Raw genomic sequence first — 16,659 nt, 5'->3', positions numbered from 1 at the left:
TCTTTAGTTTATAATTACTTCCGGTCTTCTTATAGTTGCTTCAATAATATCAGTACTTTTTGCAGCTGTATTATTTTTAATATGATTTACAAAATCAAACTTTAAAGGTTGTCCAACTTCTTTTTCCAAAACTCTAGAGTAACTTGTTTCACTTGTTTTTCCTTCTTCTAAATGAATTTCATAAATTTTTAATTCATCATTATAAACAAAATCTACACTTATTTTATTATTAACTGTAAAATCTAAAGTATATGTACCGTCTAAATTACTAGATATACTATAATCTTTTAATTTTTTATTATCTGTTTTTCTTGCAACAGTAAGGTTATCATCAGTTATAGTAATATTATGAGATTTATCTGTATTTGTATCTACAAAACCAACTTTAAGTTGTGTTCCGTTAATTACTAAATCTTGTGTTACTTTTTTGTTTGATTGATTATCTGATGAATATAAATAAATATTTTTAGTATTTGTACTATCATCTACTACATTTTCTGAAGTAGCATTACTATTTAAATCATAATCAATAGAATAGGCTCCTGTAGCATCTCTATTAATGGTATATGTTTTTAATAAATCTATCGATTGTTCTTCTGTTAAAAGAGTTTCATTGGTTGAACAAGAAGTAAACACTAAAGTTAACGACGCTACTAATGCAAATAAGTTGTAATTTTTCATAATGGGAAATGTTAAATACTTTGTTTGGGTTGTTTAGGGGCGGGGTTATTTATTTAATTATTTATTTTTCAATATTGTTTAGTAATGTATGCAACAATTAGTATTTATGGGTATTAACTATAAAGCTTTTAGGGGACGATTTTAAAAAACCTAAGCTTTTAAGTAGTTCTTTTTGGGGATAGGAACTATACTATTTTGTTTTTTACTGCATACATTGCTAAACCTACTGCATTTTTTACATTTAATTTTTTTAATAAACTTTTTCTATAAGTTTCAATTGTATTAACACTAAGATTCATTAAGTCTGCCATTTCTATGGTACTGTATTCTTTGGTAATTAATTTTAGAACATCTTTTTCTCTTTCAGTTAAACTATCTAATAAGAACTTATCTGGCATTTCTCCTTGAGGTACCATTTGTCCAGATATCGATTTTAGTAATATACTTTGAATATCACTACTAAAATATTGTTCTCCTTTTGCAACAGTTTTTATAGCATTAACTATGTGTTCTCCTGCATTGTTTTTAGAGATATAACCTTTACAGCCAAGATTTAAGGTTTCTTGAACAATTTTAACATCATCATAACTAGATAATATTATAACTTTTTGGTCTATTCTTTTTTTCTTAAAATATTTTAAGACCTGAAAACCATCTAAAACCGGCATTGTTATGTCTAATACTAAAACATCTGCAGAATTTTCTTTTTTGCTAAACCAATCAATTACTTCTTGACCTGTTAAAGAATATCCTTTTATTTCTATCTCTTTATCAGTATTTAATACAGCTATGATCCCTTCTATTAATATCTTATGATCATCAGCTACGTGAACGTATATCTTTTCTTTCATTTTTACTTTACAAATTTAGAGTACCTTTTTAGAATGTACAATCCCCATTTTCAGTGAAATTTTCTTCTCACGGTTTTCCGTGAGATAGTTCACGGAAAACCGTGAGACACAAAATACAAGTAATTAATTTACAACTACTTATATATTTTTATTTTTTTAAAATAAAATCATTTTAAAAATACAAAATAAAAATTGGAATTGTTTTTATTTCTTTAGTACATAACAATAAAAAACCGAGAAATAAATTCTCGGTTTAGGTCGCACTAAAATATACTAATATGATAGGTTTATCGCAATCTATCTACAGATTTCACAAGATCTTCATCCTTTTTAATAGCTTTATTTGCCAAAACAATAAGCAAAATAACTAAAATTGGTAAGAACATCCCAATACCTTTCTTCGAAATTAAAATTTCTCCAGGTAAAGTTAGAGATACATAAATCAACAATCCTAATAAAAAAAGATTGATCAAAATTACTAAGCGTCCAACTACAAATTGTAGTTTTCTATTTTTAAATAAAAAAATATCTAAAAAAGAAACAACAGCTGAAAGCAAATATAACAAAGGAATTACTTTTAAAAAAACAGAATCTCTAGAAAATAAATCCAATGCAAAAATTTCTTCTTTAAGATTTTCCCATAAATTGAATACAAATATTAAGCCACCAGATATGGCTGTTGCAACTAATAAATATATACTTTGTATTCTTTGAATCATCTTAAAAAATAGGTTTACAAAAGTAGAACTTTCTTTTTTAAAAAGAAAACCAAAAACTTAAAAAAATTGTATATATTTGTAACATAATAACCGCACAATAAAAATTGTATAGTACTATATACAATATATAAAATCTAAAAAAATTATAATTAATCTTACAAAATTAAGATTTACATTTTAACTTAATACATAACGAATGTTCGAAATCTCAGAACTAAAAGCAAAAACACTTGCTGATTTACAAGTTATTGCAAAAAAAATTGGTCTTACTAAGACAAGTCAACTTAAAAAATTAGATTTAGTTTACCAAATCTTAGATACACAAGCAGCAAACCCTGCTAAAATATCTGCTTCTTCAGAAAAAGAAACAAAACCAAAAACGGAAAAACCTAAAAGAAAACGTGTTACCAAGGCTTCTACAACTGCAAAAGCAAATGAAACTAATTCTACAAAAACACCTGTAGAAAAGCAAACACAAGAAAATAAGGTTACACAAAAGCCTGCTGTAAAAAAACCGGCCCCTAAAAAAACAAAAATAGAAGACCCTGTTGTAGAAAATAAAGATGCTGAAACTAAAGTTATAGAGAATAACCAACAGAAACCTGTGGTAAATCAAACTAAACCTCAACAGAATAAGCCTCAACAAAACAAACCACAGCATAAAAATCAACAGAATCAAAATAAAAACAAAAACCAAAATCAAACTCGAGAGAAAAAGCCTCAAGTAAGTAGGGGTAATAAATCTAACAATAGATATAGAGATCCTGATTTTGAATTTGATGGAATTATTGAAAGTGAAGGAGTATTAGAAATGATGCCAGATGGTTATGGTTTCTTACGTTCATCTGATTACAATTATTTATCATCTCCAGATGATATTTATGTATCTCAATCTCAAATTAAATTATTTGGTTTAAAAACCGGAGATACAGTTAGAGGTAATGTTCGTCCACCTAAAGAAGGTGAAAAATATTTTCCTTTAATTAGAGTTTCTAAAATTAACGGATTAAACCCTAATATTGTTAGAGATAGAGTTTCTTTTGAGCATTTAACACCATTATTTCCGCAAGAAAAATTCAATTTAGCAGAAAAGGGCAGTTCTTTATCTACAAGAATTATCGATTTATTTTCTCCTATCGGTAAAGGGCAACGTGGTATGATTGTAGCACAACCTAAAACTGGTAAAACCATGTTATTAAAAGATGTTGCAAAAGCAATTGCTATGAATCATCCAGAAGTTTATCAAATTGTTCTATTGATTGATGAACGCCCAGAAGAAGTTACAGACATGCAAAGAAGTGTACGTGGAGAAGTTGTTGCGTCTACTTTTGATGAACCTGCAGACAAACATGTACGTGTTGCAAATATTGTTTTAGAAAAAGCAAAACGTTTGGTAGAATGTGGACATGATGTTGTTATTCTTTTAGATTCTATTACACGTTTGGCAAGAGCTTATAATACAGTTGCTCCTGCATCTGGTAAGATTCTTTCTGGTGGTATAGATGCAAATGCATTACACAAACCTAAACGTTTCTTTGGAGCTGCTAGAAATATAGAAAATGGAGGTTCTTTAACTATTATTGCTACTGCTCTTACAGAAACTGGCTCTAAAATGGACGAAGTAATTTTCGAAGAATTTAAAGGAACAGGAAACATGGAACTTCAATTAGATAGAAATATTTCTAACAGAAGAATTTACCCTGCTATAGATTTAATTAAATCTTCTACAAGACGTGATGATTTATTATTAGAAGACAAAAACGTACAAAGAATGTGGGTTTTACGTAAATACCTTGCAGATATGAATCCTATTGAAGCAATGGAATTTATTAACGAAAGAATTAAATTCTCTAAAAATAATGATGAATTTTTAATCTCAATGAATGGTTAATACACAAATTTAATTATTACATAATACAACCTTTTTGAGAAATCAAGAAGGTTTTTTTATTAGAAGCTGTTTCTTGCTTTCATTACTCGCTTTTTTATGATAAATTTATTTTAAGCTGCCTCTTTTTAAAAATATAATTTCATTATTCTAATAGGTAGTTAATTTAGTTCAGTACAAAAAGGGGGTAAACATAACATTCAATCAGGGCTACTAAACCTATTTAAAAGCTAAATAAGTCATAAAATCACTATTTCAAAACCTTAAACCAAAGCAAAAAAAAACCATTCAATTACTTGAATGGTTTTTATATTTCCTAAAAACTTAATCTAGTTTCCTACGTATAAGTTAGATCTGTAATCTTCAACTTTAGAAGCTTTCTTAATTGCCTCATACATTACAAATGTTTTTCTTTTTCTAGCATCAGAAATTTTATTTCTTGCAGCTTCATAATTAGGTAAAGCTGTTGGTAACTCTTTCTTTGTTACTTTAAAAGCATACACACCTCTATTACCATCTATGTTTTTGTAAAGTTTATTTAATTCTGCATAAAACATTGCACCTACAACCTTAGGTTCAGAACCTGCGCCTGACAAAGTTGGGCTTTTTAAAGTTAAATTGCTAGAATTTCTTACTGTTGTGTTATTCTCTTTGGCAATATCTTGTAAAGTACTTCCATTAAGTTTCTCTGCAATTAATTTAGCCTTCTTTTGCTTAATTAAAATAGGTTTTACCTTACTAGTTGCTTTAGTAGCAGACATTAGTCCTTTTTCTGCTTTAGCAGTTACAAAAGCTACAACATGGCTTCCTTCTAAATCAAAACGTTTAAAATCTCCTGGCTTAGTACTTTTACTAAATGCCCAAGAAACAATTTGTCTTTGATTACCTAAACCTGGTACATTTTCATCTAATACTTTTAAACCTATTGCTGGTCTTGTAACATACTTGTTTTCTTTTGCAATTGCAAAAAACTTGTTTTCTTTAGATATAGCTAAAGCAAACTGTTCTGCTTTTTGAAAAACAGCATTTTCTGTAGTTTCTGAAGCTATAATCTTTCTTCCAAAAGTTGTTAGTTTTACAACAGTTTGGTTATTTTTTTGACCGTCAATTTTAATTACATGGTAACCAAATGGAGTTTTTACTACATCAACATCTCCTTGTTTTCCTTCGAAAACAAAATCTCTAAATTCTGGAGTCATTCTAGAATAATTAAACCAATCATAAAAACCTCCTTTATCTGCTGAACCTGTATCTGAAGAAAATTCTTTTGCTAAATCTGCAAATTTATTTTTTCTTCTCTTAATAACAGATAAAAGACTATCTGCTAATTTTTTAGCTTCTTCTTCTGTTCTTGTAACATCTTGTGCAACTCTTTGAGCTCCTATAAAAGGAATTAAAATATGGCTTGCTTTTGCAGAATCTGGTAATTTAGAAACTTCTGTTATTTTAGAAATCTTAAAAAAACCTTGGTCTTTATAAGGACCAAAAACATCTCCTTTTACTCCTTTAAAAACATCTGAAGCTATTGTTTTACTCACTTGATTTTCGAAAACAAAGTTTGTATTAATACTTGTATCAGAGTCATTCTCACTTAAAAACTCAACATCATTTGTAGCTAATTTTAAATCTTCTACATAACTTTTAAGTTCTTCTTTAATGTTATTTTCATCTTCTGTAGTTGGAGTAATATCAAACTTTACAAAAGAAATATCTCTAGAATCTTCTACTTTAAAATCATTTTTATTTGCTTTAATATAAGATTCTATTTCAGATTTAGATACTGTTATTAAACTATCTGCAATAGTAGTGTAAGGTATGTACACGAATTGAGAGTTTAATTTTGTGTTTTCAGAAAAATATTGAAATTCTCCTTCTTTTAAAGAAGAACCAAGACCAGCAGAAACTAAATTATTATAAGTATTTTTCTCTACATTATCTCTAATTTGATTCATATAATTAGACCAAGCAGCCCACATACCTTCATCATTTTCTTTAGTGTCTGCTAAAAATTGTTTAAATTTTCCTTCATCAAATAAACCTGCTTCATTTTGAAACTGAGGGCTTTCTTTTACAGAAGGAGCGTTTATAACTTCGTTCCAAACATCTGTTTCACCAACAGTAATTCCTGCTTCTGATAATTGGTTTTGATAGATTTTTTTTCTTACAATGTTATCCCAAACAGTTTTACTTGCTTGCATTTCAGAAACTCTATTACCTGTTTGTTGTTTATATGCTTCTAATTCTGCAGAAAATTCTTGTCTAGAAATAGATTCTCCATTAATTTCTCCTATCTCATTTACTTTTGTAGAATTAAAAAAGTCTCCTAAAGTAGAAGGGTCTAATACAAAAGCAAAAAGTGCTAAACCAATTATAATGATTAAGAACATTGAACGTTCTCTAATTTTTGATAAAACTGCCATACGTCATTTATTTAATTTCAGTTGGCGAATATACGATTTGGGTTTTAATATTGCAACCGATTTTTTACTTATTAACGGTAAGTTAAGATGTATTTTAATAGCTAAAAATGAATAGTTTTCTGTTAATCTTCTTCTTCCTTAATTTTTAGATGAACTTCTTCAATTCTTGTACTACTCATTTTTAAGATTCTTATTTCAAAACCTTTAACATCTACAACTTCGTTTTCTTCAGGAATATTCTCTGTATATTCAATAATAAAACCTCCTAAAGTTTCATAGGCTTCAGATTTTGGTATCTCAAGTTCATATTCTTCATTTAAATAATCTACCTCTAATCTTGCAGAAAAATTAAATTCATTTTCAGATATTTTATGCTCTAAAAATTCTTGAGTATCATGCTCATCTTCAATTTCACCAAATAATTCTTCTACAATATCTTCTACAGTAATCATACCAGATGTTCCTCCATATTCATCAACTACAACAGCAACACTTTTTCGTTTTTTCATTAAACTATTTAAGACGTCATTTATCATCATAGATTCAGGAACAATTTCTACAGGTAATAAAATAGACTTAATAGTTTTGGGTTTTTTAAAAAGTTCAAAAGCATTTACATATCCAATTACATCATCTAAAGATGTTTTATATACTAATACTTTAGATAAACCTGTATCTATAAAAATGTTTTTTAAATTGGCTACTTTTTCATGAAGTTCTACTGCTACAATTTCGGTTCTAGGCACCATAACTTCTCTAGCTTTTACATTATGAAAATCTAAAGCGTTTTGAAAAATTTGAATTTCAGAATCTACTTCATCATGATCATTACCTGTTTCTAATTGTTCAGAAATGTAATTACCTAATTCTTCTTTACTAAATTCTGTTTGTTCTTCATCTGCATTGGTTTTAAAAAAAACACGTAAAAAGAAATCTGAAATATAGGTTATAAATTCTGAAAAAACATGAAACAATAAATAGAAAAAATAAGCTGGTAAAGCAAATATTTTTAAAACTTCATTTGCATAGATTCTAAAAATAGCTTTAGGTAAAAACTCTGCAGTAATTAAAATAATTATAGTAGATATTATGGTTTGTATGAAAAGAACAGAAAAATCGTTATATCTTTCTAAAGGTAGTATTGTAACCAAAAAACTTCCCATATAGTAACTATAAACTACTAAAGAAATATTATTACCCACTAACATTGTAGTAATAAATTTTGATGATTTTTGGGTTATTCTATTTAGAATTTTTGGAATAAAACCTTCTCTCTTTTTTTCTAATTCTATATGAAGTTTATTTGCAGAAACAAATGCAATTTCCATTCCCGAAAAAAATGCGGAAAGGAGAATTGAGATAAGAATAATTACAACTTCTATTTCCATTTAGAAAATTAGATTCTATTTGTTTTGGTTATTACGTTTTTCTACTTTTTTTCTAAAATGTCTTTTAAAGAAAAAAACTAAGGTAATAAAAATTGAGGCTCCAAGAAATAAATATGCTTTTTCTCTTTCTGCACTCCATCTAACAATTCCTTCAACTAAACAAATAGCAGCAATAATTAGATAACCATATTGTAAAAATTTCCAAAGTTTATTCATTTTATTATTGTTCTATTGTTTCTAATTTTCCTGTTGTTTTTTTGGCTAAGTGTTTGCTTAAATCTTCTTTAGATTCAAAACCGATACCATAAATAGTATCTTTTAAAGTACTTAACGTAAATGCTTTTTCTGAGAAAAAATACTTTGTTTTTTGATCCCAAAATAATTGTTCTGTTTCTAACCTAGATTGTTCTGTATGATTAAGAACAACTACATTTCCTTTAATTTCTGAAACTAATGTTTTAGAATAAGAAAGAGCAAAATCTCCTGTAATTGTAACAGAATCTTTCCCTTCAAAATTTATAATTTTTACTCCTTTAGGAAACTTGTTATAAGGGTGTTGTTTTCTATTACTAAAATCTAATAACAGGGGTGTAATTAATTTTGAAGTAATTCTACCAGAATCTTTATATACATGAAAGGCATTTTTAGCTTTACCTATTGGTAAATTTTTAGACGCTAAAAAATCTCTAACTTCTTGCGTATTATTAGAACAAGAAAAAAGCATTACTGTGATACTTAACACAGCAATGCTTTTTTGCAATATTTTTTTTAAAGTACTCACTAAATATTAATTAGGAACTTTTGCAGTTTCACCAATCCAACATTTAATTAAGTAATTACTTCCAGGGCTAACACCTGCTGTAAAAATTACTTTTTTACTTGGTACGTTACCTTTATAGCTTCTAATATATCTTCCGGCTACACCAGAAATACTAGGATCTACAGACGCTGCTCTTTGTGCCATTTTTAACGCAGCTACATACACCATTCTTTTTTCGAATTCGTTATTACCACAAGAGTTTGCACTACTTGCATATAAGTTTGCAATAAATAAATATGCCTTACCAGAATTAGGGTTATAACTAATTGCTTCTCTAGCTAAACTTCTTGCTTTACTTTTTTGACCTCTTTTCTTAGCTGCTTGAGCAAATTTTAATTTATATTTTGCTTTCTTTAAAGGGTCTGTTTCTAAATCAAAAGCTTCTTGTCTCATTGCAGCTGCTCCACTTGCATCTCCATTTTTTTCTAAAATACCAGCATAAAATGATTTTGAATCTGGAGAAGGTGCTGCTTCTGCATACGCTTTTGCTAATGTTTCATACATTGGGTCATCTTGACAACCTTTGTTAAACATTCTAGATACTGATCTTCTTAACCAAACAGCATTTGTTTTGTTAGCTTCAAAATCTCTTTTATATAATGGCACTAAACGCTCACAAGTAGCTATTTCAGAAATAATAGCATCTAAGCCACTTTCTACTGTACCTAATGCTCTAGAGTTTGTAGAATAAGCATGTATTTTCTTTTTATTTGCTACAGAATCTACAGATAACTTTTTAAGTTGTACTGCATATCCTTCTAATTTTTTATTTACATTTTCTAATACATCATCGTAAGTATCAAATACTTTTTGAGGGTTTGTGTCTTTATTTCTATCTGTTACACCTTGAAAATATAAATACAAATTCTTAACACCCATCTTAGTTGGGTCAATATTATATCCTTTTTCTAAAATAGTAAAGATTTCATCTGCAGAAGCTAATTTATTTTTAGATAAATAGGTTGCATAATCACTATGAACTTTTGCTGTATTCTTTTTTGGAAAAAATTGTAGCCTTTGCTCATAAACTCTTTTTGCTAAAACAGGATCTTTTCTAACATCTTGAGCAAGTTTAGCTCCTTTTTTGTAAATATTTACAGATAAATCTTTACAATTATCCATTAAATACATCCAATTAGCAAAAGCATCATCATATTTTTTAGATTGATAATCTCCATTAAACAGGTTGTATTTAATGGTACATTCTCTTTTTGCATCTTCCTGAGCATTTGTTTTTACTGTAGTAATTAATAAAACTGCAGCTAATAAAAACGTAATTTTCTTCATTTTGTTAGTTTTTTGTTAATCTATTTTTCTTTTTTGAAACCAATTCACATCCGTTAAAGATAAGCTTAATCTAAAATTAAAATAATTTTCTTGTATTAAGCTATTGTTAGTTGTTCCTCTTTTACCAAATTCAAACCCTAAGTTTAATGATGATAGTTGTTTCATTGGTAATCCTAAACCAAAAGACATGCCAAAGTCGTCTATTGGAGTAAAATTTGTATTTAATCCTGAGCCATCTACTAATAGCCCTGTTTTTTCAAAACGCAACCCAGCTCTATAAGTTACTCTTTCCCAATAACTTGATATTGAATTAATTTTAGGAAGAAAATATCCTCCTAAAGAAAATCTATTAGAATCGCCATACTTATAAGCTGCATTAGAAGTATTTAAAAACCCAGATACTTCAATGGCTTCTTGCTTTTCATATTCTAAACCTACATACCATTTATCATATTTACCTAAACCTGCACCAATTGTAGTCTTTAATGGAAAGTTATAGTTTCCTGAAATTGTATTTTGAGAAATTGTATCTCTAGGAAACTCAGTCCCAGAAGAACTAAAAGTTAATGAATACAAGTAATCATCTCCAGTAACCTTTAAATCATTACCTAATTTAACTGTTGCTCCACCACTTACTATTAACTTGTTTTTTAATTCTTTTTTATATTGAGTACCTATGGTTACAGAACTTCCTTTTACCAAAGTAACTTCTTTATACTGTGTAGATAAAGACACATTTGCTATTTGATTCGAAATACTATTTTCTACATTACCAAAACTGTAACCAGCCTCTATACCAATTGAAAAATCTTTAAATACTTTTATTCCAAAACTACCATAAACTCTACTTACACCACCTTCACCAGAATAAAGGCTTATTTCAGAAATCTCTCCATCAGAATCTAACATTGTATCAGACAAAGAGTAACCTACAGAAGATACTGGTTGTATACCTACAGACATACCAGCTTTTGATCCTAAAGGAATTCCTAAAGTAAAATAACTTAAACTTGTTGAGTTAGATGATTGTTTATCTGTTCCATTATCTATTGTTAACCTATTATTTAACATCCCAAAAGAGTATGTTGTGTACTTTAAATTTCCATAAGCTGCAGGATTTGTAAAGTTTAAGTATTTGTAGTGGCTAAAAGCAACTCCTATTCCTCCCATTGAACTTTGTTCAACTGTAAAAGGTTTAAATTCTTCTCCAGCACCAAAAAATGAATAAGGTGATGAATTTGTTCTTTGAGCTGAAACAGCTATAGAAGTTATTAGTAAAAAAACTAATAATATGTTTCTAATCATTGGTCTATGTTAAATATCAATATTTCATTTAATCCTTGAAGGAGAAAATTTTGATTGGCAAATATGCTACTTTTTAATTGTTTTGACAAGAAATTTGTGTCTCCTCCTGTTAAAACTACTGTTAAATCTGAATATTTCTTTTTATATTGATTTATTACGCCATCAATTTCTTGAAGAACACCATTTACAATCCCAGAATTTATACTCTCATTTGTATTACCCCCAATAAAATTATTTATTTCTTTTTTTTCTAAAAAAGGTAAATTTGCGGTAAAACTATGCAATGATTTAAATCTCATATTTATACCTGGAGAAATAGCTCCTCCCAAATATTGTTTTTTAGAATTTACAAAATCAAAAGTTATACAAGTTCCTGCATCAATTACTAAAACATTTTTATTCTTAAATAAACTAACTGCACCTGCAACTAAAGCTATTCTATCTACACCAAGTGTTTTTGGAGTTTTATATAAATTTTTAAAAGGAACCTTTGTAAGAGATGAAACAACTTTAATATGCATTAATTTCTGTAACTTTTCCATCTTAAAATTTGAAATTGATGCCACGTTAGACATAATTCCGATAGCAACTTTATATTTTTTTAAAATTTTTTTAATTTCTGATAAGATTTTTGTTTTATCAAAAAAAACGACCTCTACAATTGTATCTTTCTCAAAAACAGCTACCTTAACCCTAGTATTACCAACATCTATAATTAGATTCATCATAATTAATTTAAAGAATTTCAAAAATACGACACATTTTTTTAAATTTTAATTAGTAGATATCAAAAAACATATTATATTTGCATCCGCTAAGGCAATGGTACCTTAGCTCAGTTGGTAGAGCAAAGGACTGAAAATCCTTGTGTCCCTGGTTCGATTCCTGGAGGTACCACTTAAAAACCCAAACTTTTGTTTGGGTTTTTTGTTTTTTAAAACTAATATAAATAAAAATCCAGCTTAAAGCTGGATTTTTATTTATTGCATTTTTTGAAGATTTGCTAATTCTAAATTAGTTAACTCTCTCCATCTACCTCTTGGTAAATTTTTCTTAGTTAATTCTGCAAAAATAACTCTATCTAATTTATTTACTTTATAACCAACATGTTCAAAAATCTTACGAACAATTCTATTTCTACCTGAATGAATTTCGATACCAATTTCAGATTTTGGCTGACCATCTACATAAGAAACCGCATCAATAAAAACTTTTCTTCCTTCAATAATAACCTCTCCTCTTAACTTCTCTAAATCTCTCAATTCAAGCTTTCTATCTAAAGAAGCATGATATAATTTACGTACATTATGTTTTGGATGTGTTAATTTCTTAGCCAAATCTCCATCATTTGTAAATAACAATAAACCTGTTGTATTTCTATCTAATCTACCAACTGGATAAATTCTTTCTTTTGATGCATTTGCAATCAACTCCATTACTGTTTTTCTACCTCTATCATCATCCATTGTTGTGATATAGTTTTTAGGCTTATTTAGCAGAATATATCTTTTTTGTTCTGGAGAAATTGATGTTCCATCAAAACGAACAACATCGTCTGGCTGAACTTTGTAACCCATTTCAGTTACTAATTTACCATTTACCTCTACACTTCCATGCTCAATATAAGTATCTGCTTCTCTACGAGAACATACTCCTGAATTTGCAATGTATTTGTTTAGACGTATTCCTGATGATTCATCAGATTTTTGATTGGATTTAATCTTGGTAAAAGTTTTTTTAGTACTTTTTCTTTCTAAAGGTTTTCTTTTTCTGCTAAGAGGAGTACTTTTTTTACCTTCTTGTCGTCCTCTCGACGAGTTTTTATTTGAATTCATTACTTAAAATTTTTGCAAAAATAAGCATAAAAATCTTAATTCAATCTGTCAATCACTTTTTCTACAATCAAAGATGTATCTATAAAAATTAACGAAAAAACGCCTATTAAAAGTAAGATTTTCAAAACATTATGCATCATCCTATATTGTTTTGTATTTGTAGAATTCCACAAATAAAAACCAATAAAAATTAAAACAATAAGCGCAAAATAAAAGTAGTACCTCATATAACTTAAAGCTGGATAACTAAACAAAATTACTATTGGAAACAACGTTAATAGTAATAGTAAAATAGATATTTTTTTTGTTTTTATTTCTCCATAAACTATTGGAAAAGTATCATAATTATTAATTATTGCACCTTTCATATTTTGCAAATCTTTTAACAATTCTCTTACCATAATTACTAAGAATAAAAATATTGCATGCACAAAAATAATTTTTGAAAAATTTTTATAATAAATAAAAACGGCGAAAAAAGGAAGAATTGTTAGTGTTGTAGCAGAAATTAAACCTGTAAACGGATATTTTTTAAGCTTATGAGAATAAAACCAAATACCAAAAATATAAAGAGCAAAAAACAAAGCAGCTTTCCAGGAGATTAAATATCCGAAACCAAATCCTATAAAATTTAAAGTAAAATATAGTTTTAACTTTGTAGACTGCTTTACATAATTATCTAAATTAGATTTTAACGGTCTGTTAATTCTATCTACTTTAACATCGTAAAAATTATTGATAATATAACCAGAAGCCACAACACATATACTTGCTAAAACAATGTAAAATAGATCTACATCAAGTACAATACTTCTAACATATTTTTTTGGAGAAAAAATAAAAATGGCAGCTAAATATTGAGCCAAAACCAATACAAGAATATTATACCCTCTAATTACAGAAAGTAAGCTAAAAAATTTAAAAATAGTTCTTTTTAATTTAAAACTAAGCATAAACTTAGAATCTATAAACCAATTCTAACTTATAATTTTCTAGACTTTTTTGAGCTTTTTTATAGTCTTCAGTAAAACCTAAAATATAACCACCACCTCCTGAACCACACAGTTTTAGGTAATAATCGTTTGTTTTAATTCCATTTTCCCAAACTTTATGAAAAGCATCTGGAATCATAGGTTTAAAATTCTTTAAAACAATCTTAGATAATGATTTAACATTACCAAACAAAGACTTAACATTTCCTCCTAAAAAATCTTCTATACAAGCATCTGTTGTTGTTGCAAACTCTTCGCTAATCATTTTTCTAAAACCTTCATTCTTCATCTTGTTCATAAAGATATTTACCATTGGCTCAGTTTCTCCTATTTGCTCAGAATCTAATAAGAAAACTGCTCCTTTTCCTTCTTTTTGAGAAGGTATACCTGCAGGCTCAACATTATCTTTAGAATTGATTAAAATTGGTAAACTTAAATAACTATTTAAAGGATCTAAACCAGAACTTTTACCATGAAAAAAAGACTCCATTAAAGAAAAAACTTCTTTTAATTTTAATAGTTTTTCTCTGGTTAAATTTTCTAAAACAGTTATTTTTTCGTTAGCATATTTATCATAAATAGATGCAACTAATGCACCAGAACTTCCTACTCCATAACCTTGAGGAATTGAAGAATCAAAATACATTCCGTTATCAATATCTTTTTTTAAATCACTTAAATTAAAAGACACCAAATTGGTTTTTAAAGATGCAATATGCTTATAAAAATTTTGTAGATTTTTATTAGAAACTTTTGGGGTTCCAGATAAATTTGATGAAGTTTTTAAAGCGCCTCTGTAGGCGTTAAACGGAATTGCTAAACCTTTAGAATCTTTGATGATTCCATATTCTCCAAAAAGAAGAATTTTAGCATAAAATAATGGTCCTTTCATTTTTCTTTTAAATAGTTATGCAAAAATACAACATTTAAAAATAAGAATTAAAAGTTCTTGTAAAACGACTTCCAGATCCCTACTTTTTCTCCTTTTTTATAAGCTCCTTTTTCCTTAATTTTCCCGTTTTTATAATACATTTTCCAAATTCCTTCTTCCAAACCACCTTCATATTTACCAGAAATTTTTAATTCTCCTGTTTCATAAAATTCAGAAAAAACACCAATTGGTTTTCTATTTCTATATTTATACTTTCTAAAAACGTTACCACTTTTATAAAAATAAGTAACTGATTTTTTATTTTCTGAAACCACCTTGTAATATACAGATTTAGCTTGATTTATTTCTTTTAAATTAGCATCTAACCAAATTGTTGTCTGTGCAGAAACTTTTATTGAAAAAAGGAAAATTACTATTGCTATAAACTTTATAAAAACTTTCATTTTAAAACTATATTTACACGAAAAAATCTTACAGCTTTTTAGCTCCAAAACCCACATTATCACAAATATACTGATTTTTCTGACAGTATTCAGAAAGTTCATTTTCTATAAACTGATTTACTTTTTCTTTTTCATTCTCAGGATATAAAACATGAACATTTGCACCTGCATCTAACGTAAAGCAAATATTACTGTTATTTTCTTCACGATATTCCCAAATCTTATTGATAATTTCTAACGTATTTGGTTTCATCAAAATAAAATACGGATTGCTCGTCATCATCATTGCATGCAATGTTAACGCTTCACTTTCTACCAAATTAACAAATGCTTTTAAATCTCCATTTTGTAAAATTTCAGACATTTTACCCAAGTTTTCATTAGCTTGTTTAAAACGACTTTCTGCATACGGATGATTGTGCATTAAATTATGCCCAATAGTACTAGAAACTTGTTTTTCTCCTTTATCAACCAATAAAATTGCATCTTGATAATTCTTAAAAACCGGATGAACTTTATATGGAAATTTTACTCCAAATAAATCTGAACTTCCTTCAATTTCTGGGTGATTTCCCCAAACAACCAAAGGACCTTCTACACTTCTACTTGCGCTACCAGAACCTAAACGTGCTAGAAAAGATGCTTTTTTATTGATATTTTCTTCTGATAAATCTGGATTTAATTCAGATTCTAAACTCATTAAACATCTTGCAATCGCACTTAATCCACTTGCAGAAGAAGCAATTCCGCTAGAATGAGGAAACGAGTTTTCTGAATTAATAATCATCTTATATTCAAAAATATAAGGACAATAATTTTCTACTCTTTTAAAGAATTCTGCAATTTTAGGTTTGAATTCATCTTTTTGTTTTCCTTCAAAAAACAAATCAAAATCTACAGTTTCAGATTTTTCTTTTTTCACAAAATCTATAGTAGTAATTGTATGACAATTGTTTAACGTAAAACTTATAGAAGCATTTTTAGGAATTTGAGGATTACTTTTTCCCCAATATTTTACCAAAGCAATATTACTTGGTGTTTGCCATGTAAAAGTTACTTTTTCTATTGATTTTTCTACCGATTTTGCAATAAATTGTGATGTATTCAAAGTATAAAATTTGCATCAAAGATAAAACTA

The 16,659-nt window shown here is 27.9% G+C and carries 16 protein-coding genes and 1 tRNA gene; 2 read left to right on the top strand and 15 right to left on the bottom strand.

All coding sequences use genetic code 11. The annotated features are described in order from the left end of the window. Positions 1-3: 3 nt before the first annotated feature. The 3 genes from ABJG40_RS13340 to ABJG40_RS13330 form a co-directional block, all read right to left on the bottom strand. Positions 4-681, bottom strand: coding sequence for a hypothetical protein (locus tag ABJG40_RS13340; RefSeq protein ID WP_348025083.1), 678 nt, complete (start codon positions 679-681; stop codon positions 4-6). 185 nt (positions 682-866) lie between these two features. Further along, positions 867-1,532, bottom strand: coding sequence for a response regulator transcription factor (locus tag ABJG40_RS13335; protein ID WP_348025082.1), 666 nt, complete (start codon positions 1,530-1,532; stop codon positions 867-869). 287 nt (positions 1,533-1,819) lie between these two features. Further along, positions 1,820-2,251: a DUF4293 domain-containing protein gene (locus ABJG40_RS13330; protein WP_348025081.1), complete on the bottom strand. Its 432-nt coding sequence runs from the start codon at positions 2,249-2,251 to the stop codon at positions 1,820-1,822. Between the two features lie 196 nt (positions 2,252-2,447). Between ABJG40_RS13330 and rho the strand changes: the two genes are divergently transcribed. Next, positions 2,448-4,142, top strand: coding sequence for a transcription termination factor Rho (rho, locus tag ABJG40_RS13325; RefSeq protein ID WP_348025080.1), 1,695 nt, complete (start codon positions 2,448-2,450; stop codon positions 4,140-4,142). Between the two features lie 326 nt (positions 4,143-4,468). Here the strand turns inward: rho and ABJG40_RS13320 are convergent, their stop codons facing one another. The 7 genes from ABJG40_RS13320 to ABJG40_RS13290 form a co-directional block, all read right to left on the bottom strand. Next, complete coding sequence (locus tag ABJG40_RS13320; protein WP_348025079.1) at positions 4,469-6,559, bottom strand: peptidylprolyl isomerase; 2,091 nt, start codon at positions 6,557-6,559, stop codon at positions 4,469-4,471. Positions 6,560-6,681: 122 nt separating this feature from the next. Beyond that, positions 6,682-7,947, bottom strand: a complete 1,266-nt coding sequence (locus ABJG40_RS13315) for a hemolysin family protein (RefSeq protein ID WP_348025078.1) — start codon at positions 7,945-7,947, stop codon at positions 6,682-6,684. Positions 7,948-7,962: 15 nt separating this feature from the next. Then, a complete protein-coding gene (locus ABJG40_RS13310; RefSeq protein ID WP_348025077.1) occupies positions 7,963-8,163 on the bottom strand; it encodes a hypothetical protein in 201 nt (66 codons plus the stop codon). 4 nt (positions 8,164-8,167) lie between these two features. Beyond that, complete coding sequence (gene lptC, locus ABJG40_RS13305; protein WP_348025076.1) at positions 8,168-8,689, bottom strand: LPS export ABC transporter periplasmic protein LptC; 522 nt, start codon at positions 8,687-8,689, stop codon at positions 8,168-8,170. 45 nt (positions 8,690-8,734) lie between these two features. Further along, positions 8,735-10,054, bottom strand: a complete 1,320-nt coding sequence (locus ABJG40_RS13300; RefSeq protein WP_348025075.1) for a hypothetical protein — start codon at positions 10,052-10,054, stop codon at positions 8,735-8,737. Positions 10,055-10,069: 15 nt separating this feature from the next. Then, positions 10,070-11,359: a hypothetical protein gene (locus ABJG40_RS13295; protein ID WP_348025074.1), complete on the bottom strand. Its 1,290-nt coding sequence runs from the start codon at positions 11,357-11,359 to the stop codon at positions 10,070-10,072. Beyond that, on the bottom strand, positions 11,356-12,084 hold the full coding sequence (locus tag ABJG40_RS13290) for a type III pantothenate kinase (protein ID WP_348025161.1): 729 nt from the start codon (positions 12,082-12,084) through the stop codon (positions 11,356-11,358). Before ABJG40_RS13290 ends, ABJG40_RS13295 begins: the two co-directional genes overlap by 4 nt. 99 nt (positions 12,085-12,183) lie before the next feature. On the opposite strand from ABJG40_RS13290, the gene ABJG40_RS13285 reads away from it, so the two are divergent. Next, positions 12,184-12,256 (top strand) — tRNA-Phe (locus ABJG40_RS13285). A gap of 83 nt (positions 12,257-12,339) precedes the next feature. On the opposite strand, the gene ABJG40_RS13280 is transcribed toward ABJG40_RS13285, so the two are convergent. Genes ABJG40_RS13280 through ABJG40_RS13260 form a run of 5 tightly spaced genes read right to left on the bottom strand, consistent with a single transcriptional unit; the run spans position 12,340 to position 16,629 of the window. Next, on the bottom strand, positions 12,340-13,194 hold the full coding sequence (locus tag ABJG40_RS13280; protein ID WP_348025073.1) for a pseudouridine synthase: 855 nt from the start codon (positions 13,192-13,194) through the stop codon (positions 12,340-12,342). Between the two features lie 35 nt (positions 13,195-13,229). Continuing rightward, positions 13,230-14,147 (bottom strand): geranylgeranylglycerol-phosphate geranylgeranyltransferase, encoded by a 918-nt coding sequence (locus ABJG40_RS13275; RefSeq protein ID WP_348025072.1) that lies wholly within the window; start codon positions 14,145-14,147, stop codon positions 13,230-13,232. A 4-nt stretch (positions 14,148-14,151) separates the two neighbouring features. Further along, on the bottom strand, positions 14,152-15,078 hold the full coding sequence (locus tag ABJG40_RS13270) for a mevalonate kinase (RefSeq protein ID WP_348025071.1): 927 nt from the start codon (positions 15,076-15,078) through the stop codon (positions 14,152-14,154). Between the two features lie 47 nt (positions 15,079-15,125). Further along, positions 15,126-15,521, bottom strand: a complete 396-nt coding sequence (locus tag ABJG40_RS13265; protein ID WP_348025070.1) for a hypothetical protein — start codon at positions 15,519-15,521, stop codon at positions 15,126-15,128. A gap of 28 nt (positions 15,522-15,549) precedes the next feature. Then, entirely contained in the window at positions 15,550-16,629 is a 1,080-nt protein-coding gene (locus ABJG40_RS13260) for a diphosphomevalonate decarboxylase (protein WP_348025069.1), read from the bottom strand. Between the last annotated feature and the right edge of the window lie 30 nt (positions 16,630-16,659).

Origin of the sequence: Polaribacter sp. (assembly GCF_039939415.1) — a bacterium.
Classification (GTDB): domain Bacteria; phylum Bacteroidota; class Bacteroidia; order Flavobacteriales; family Flavobacteriaceae; genus Polaribacter.
This window is presented reverse-complemented; position numbering and strand designations above follow the sequence as displayed.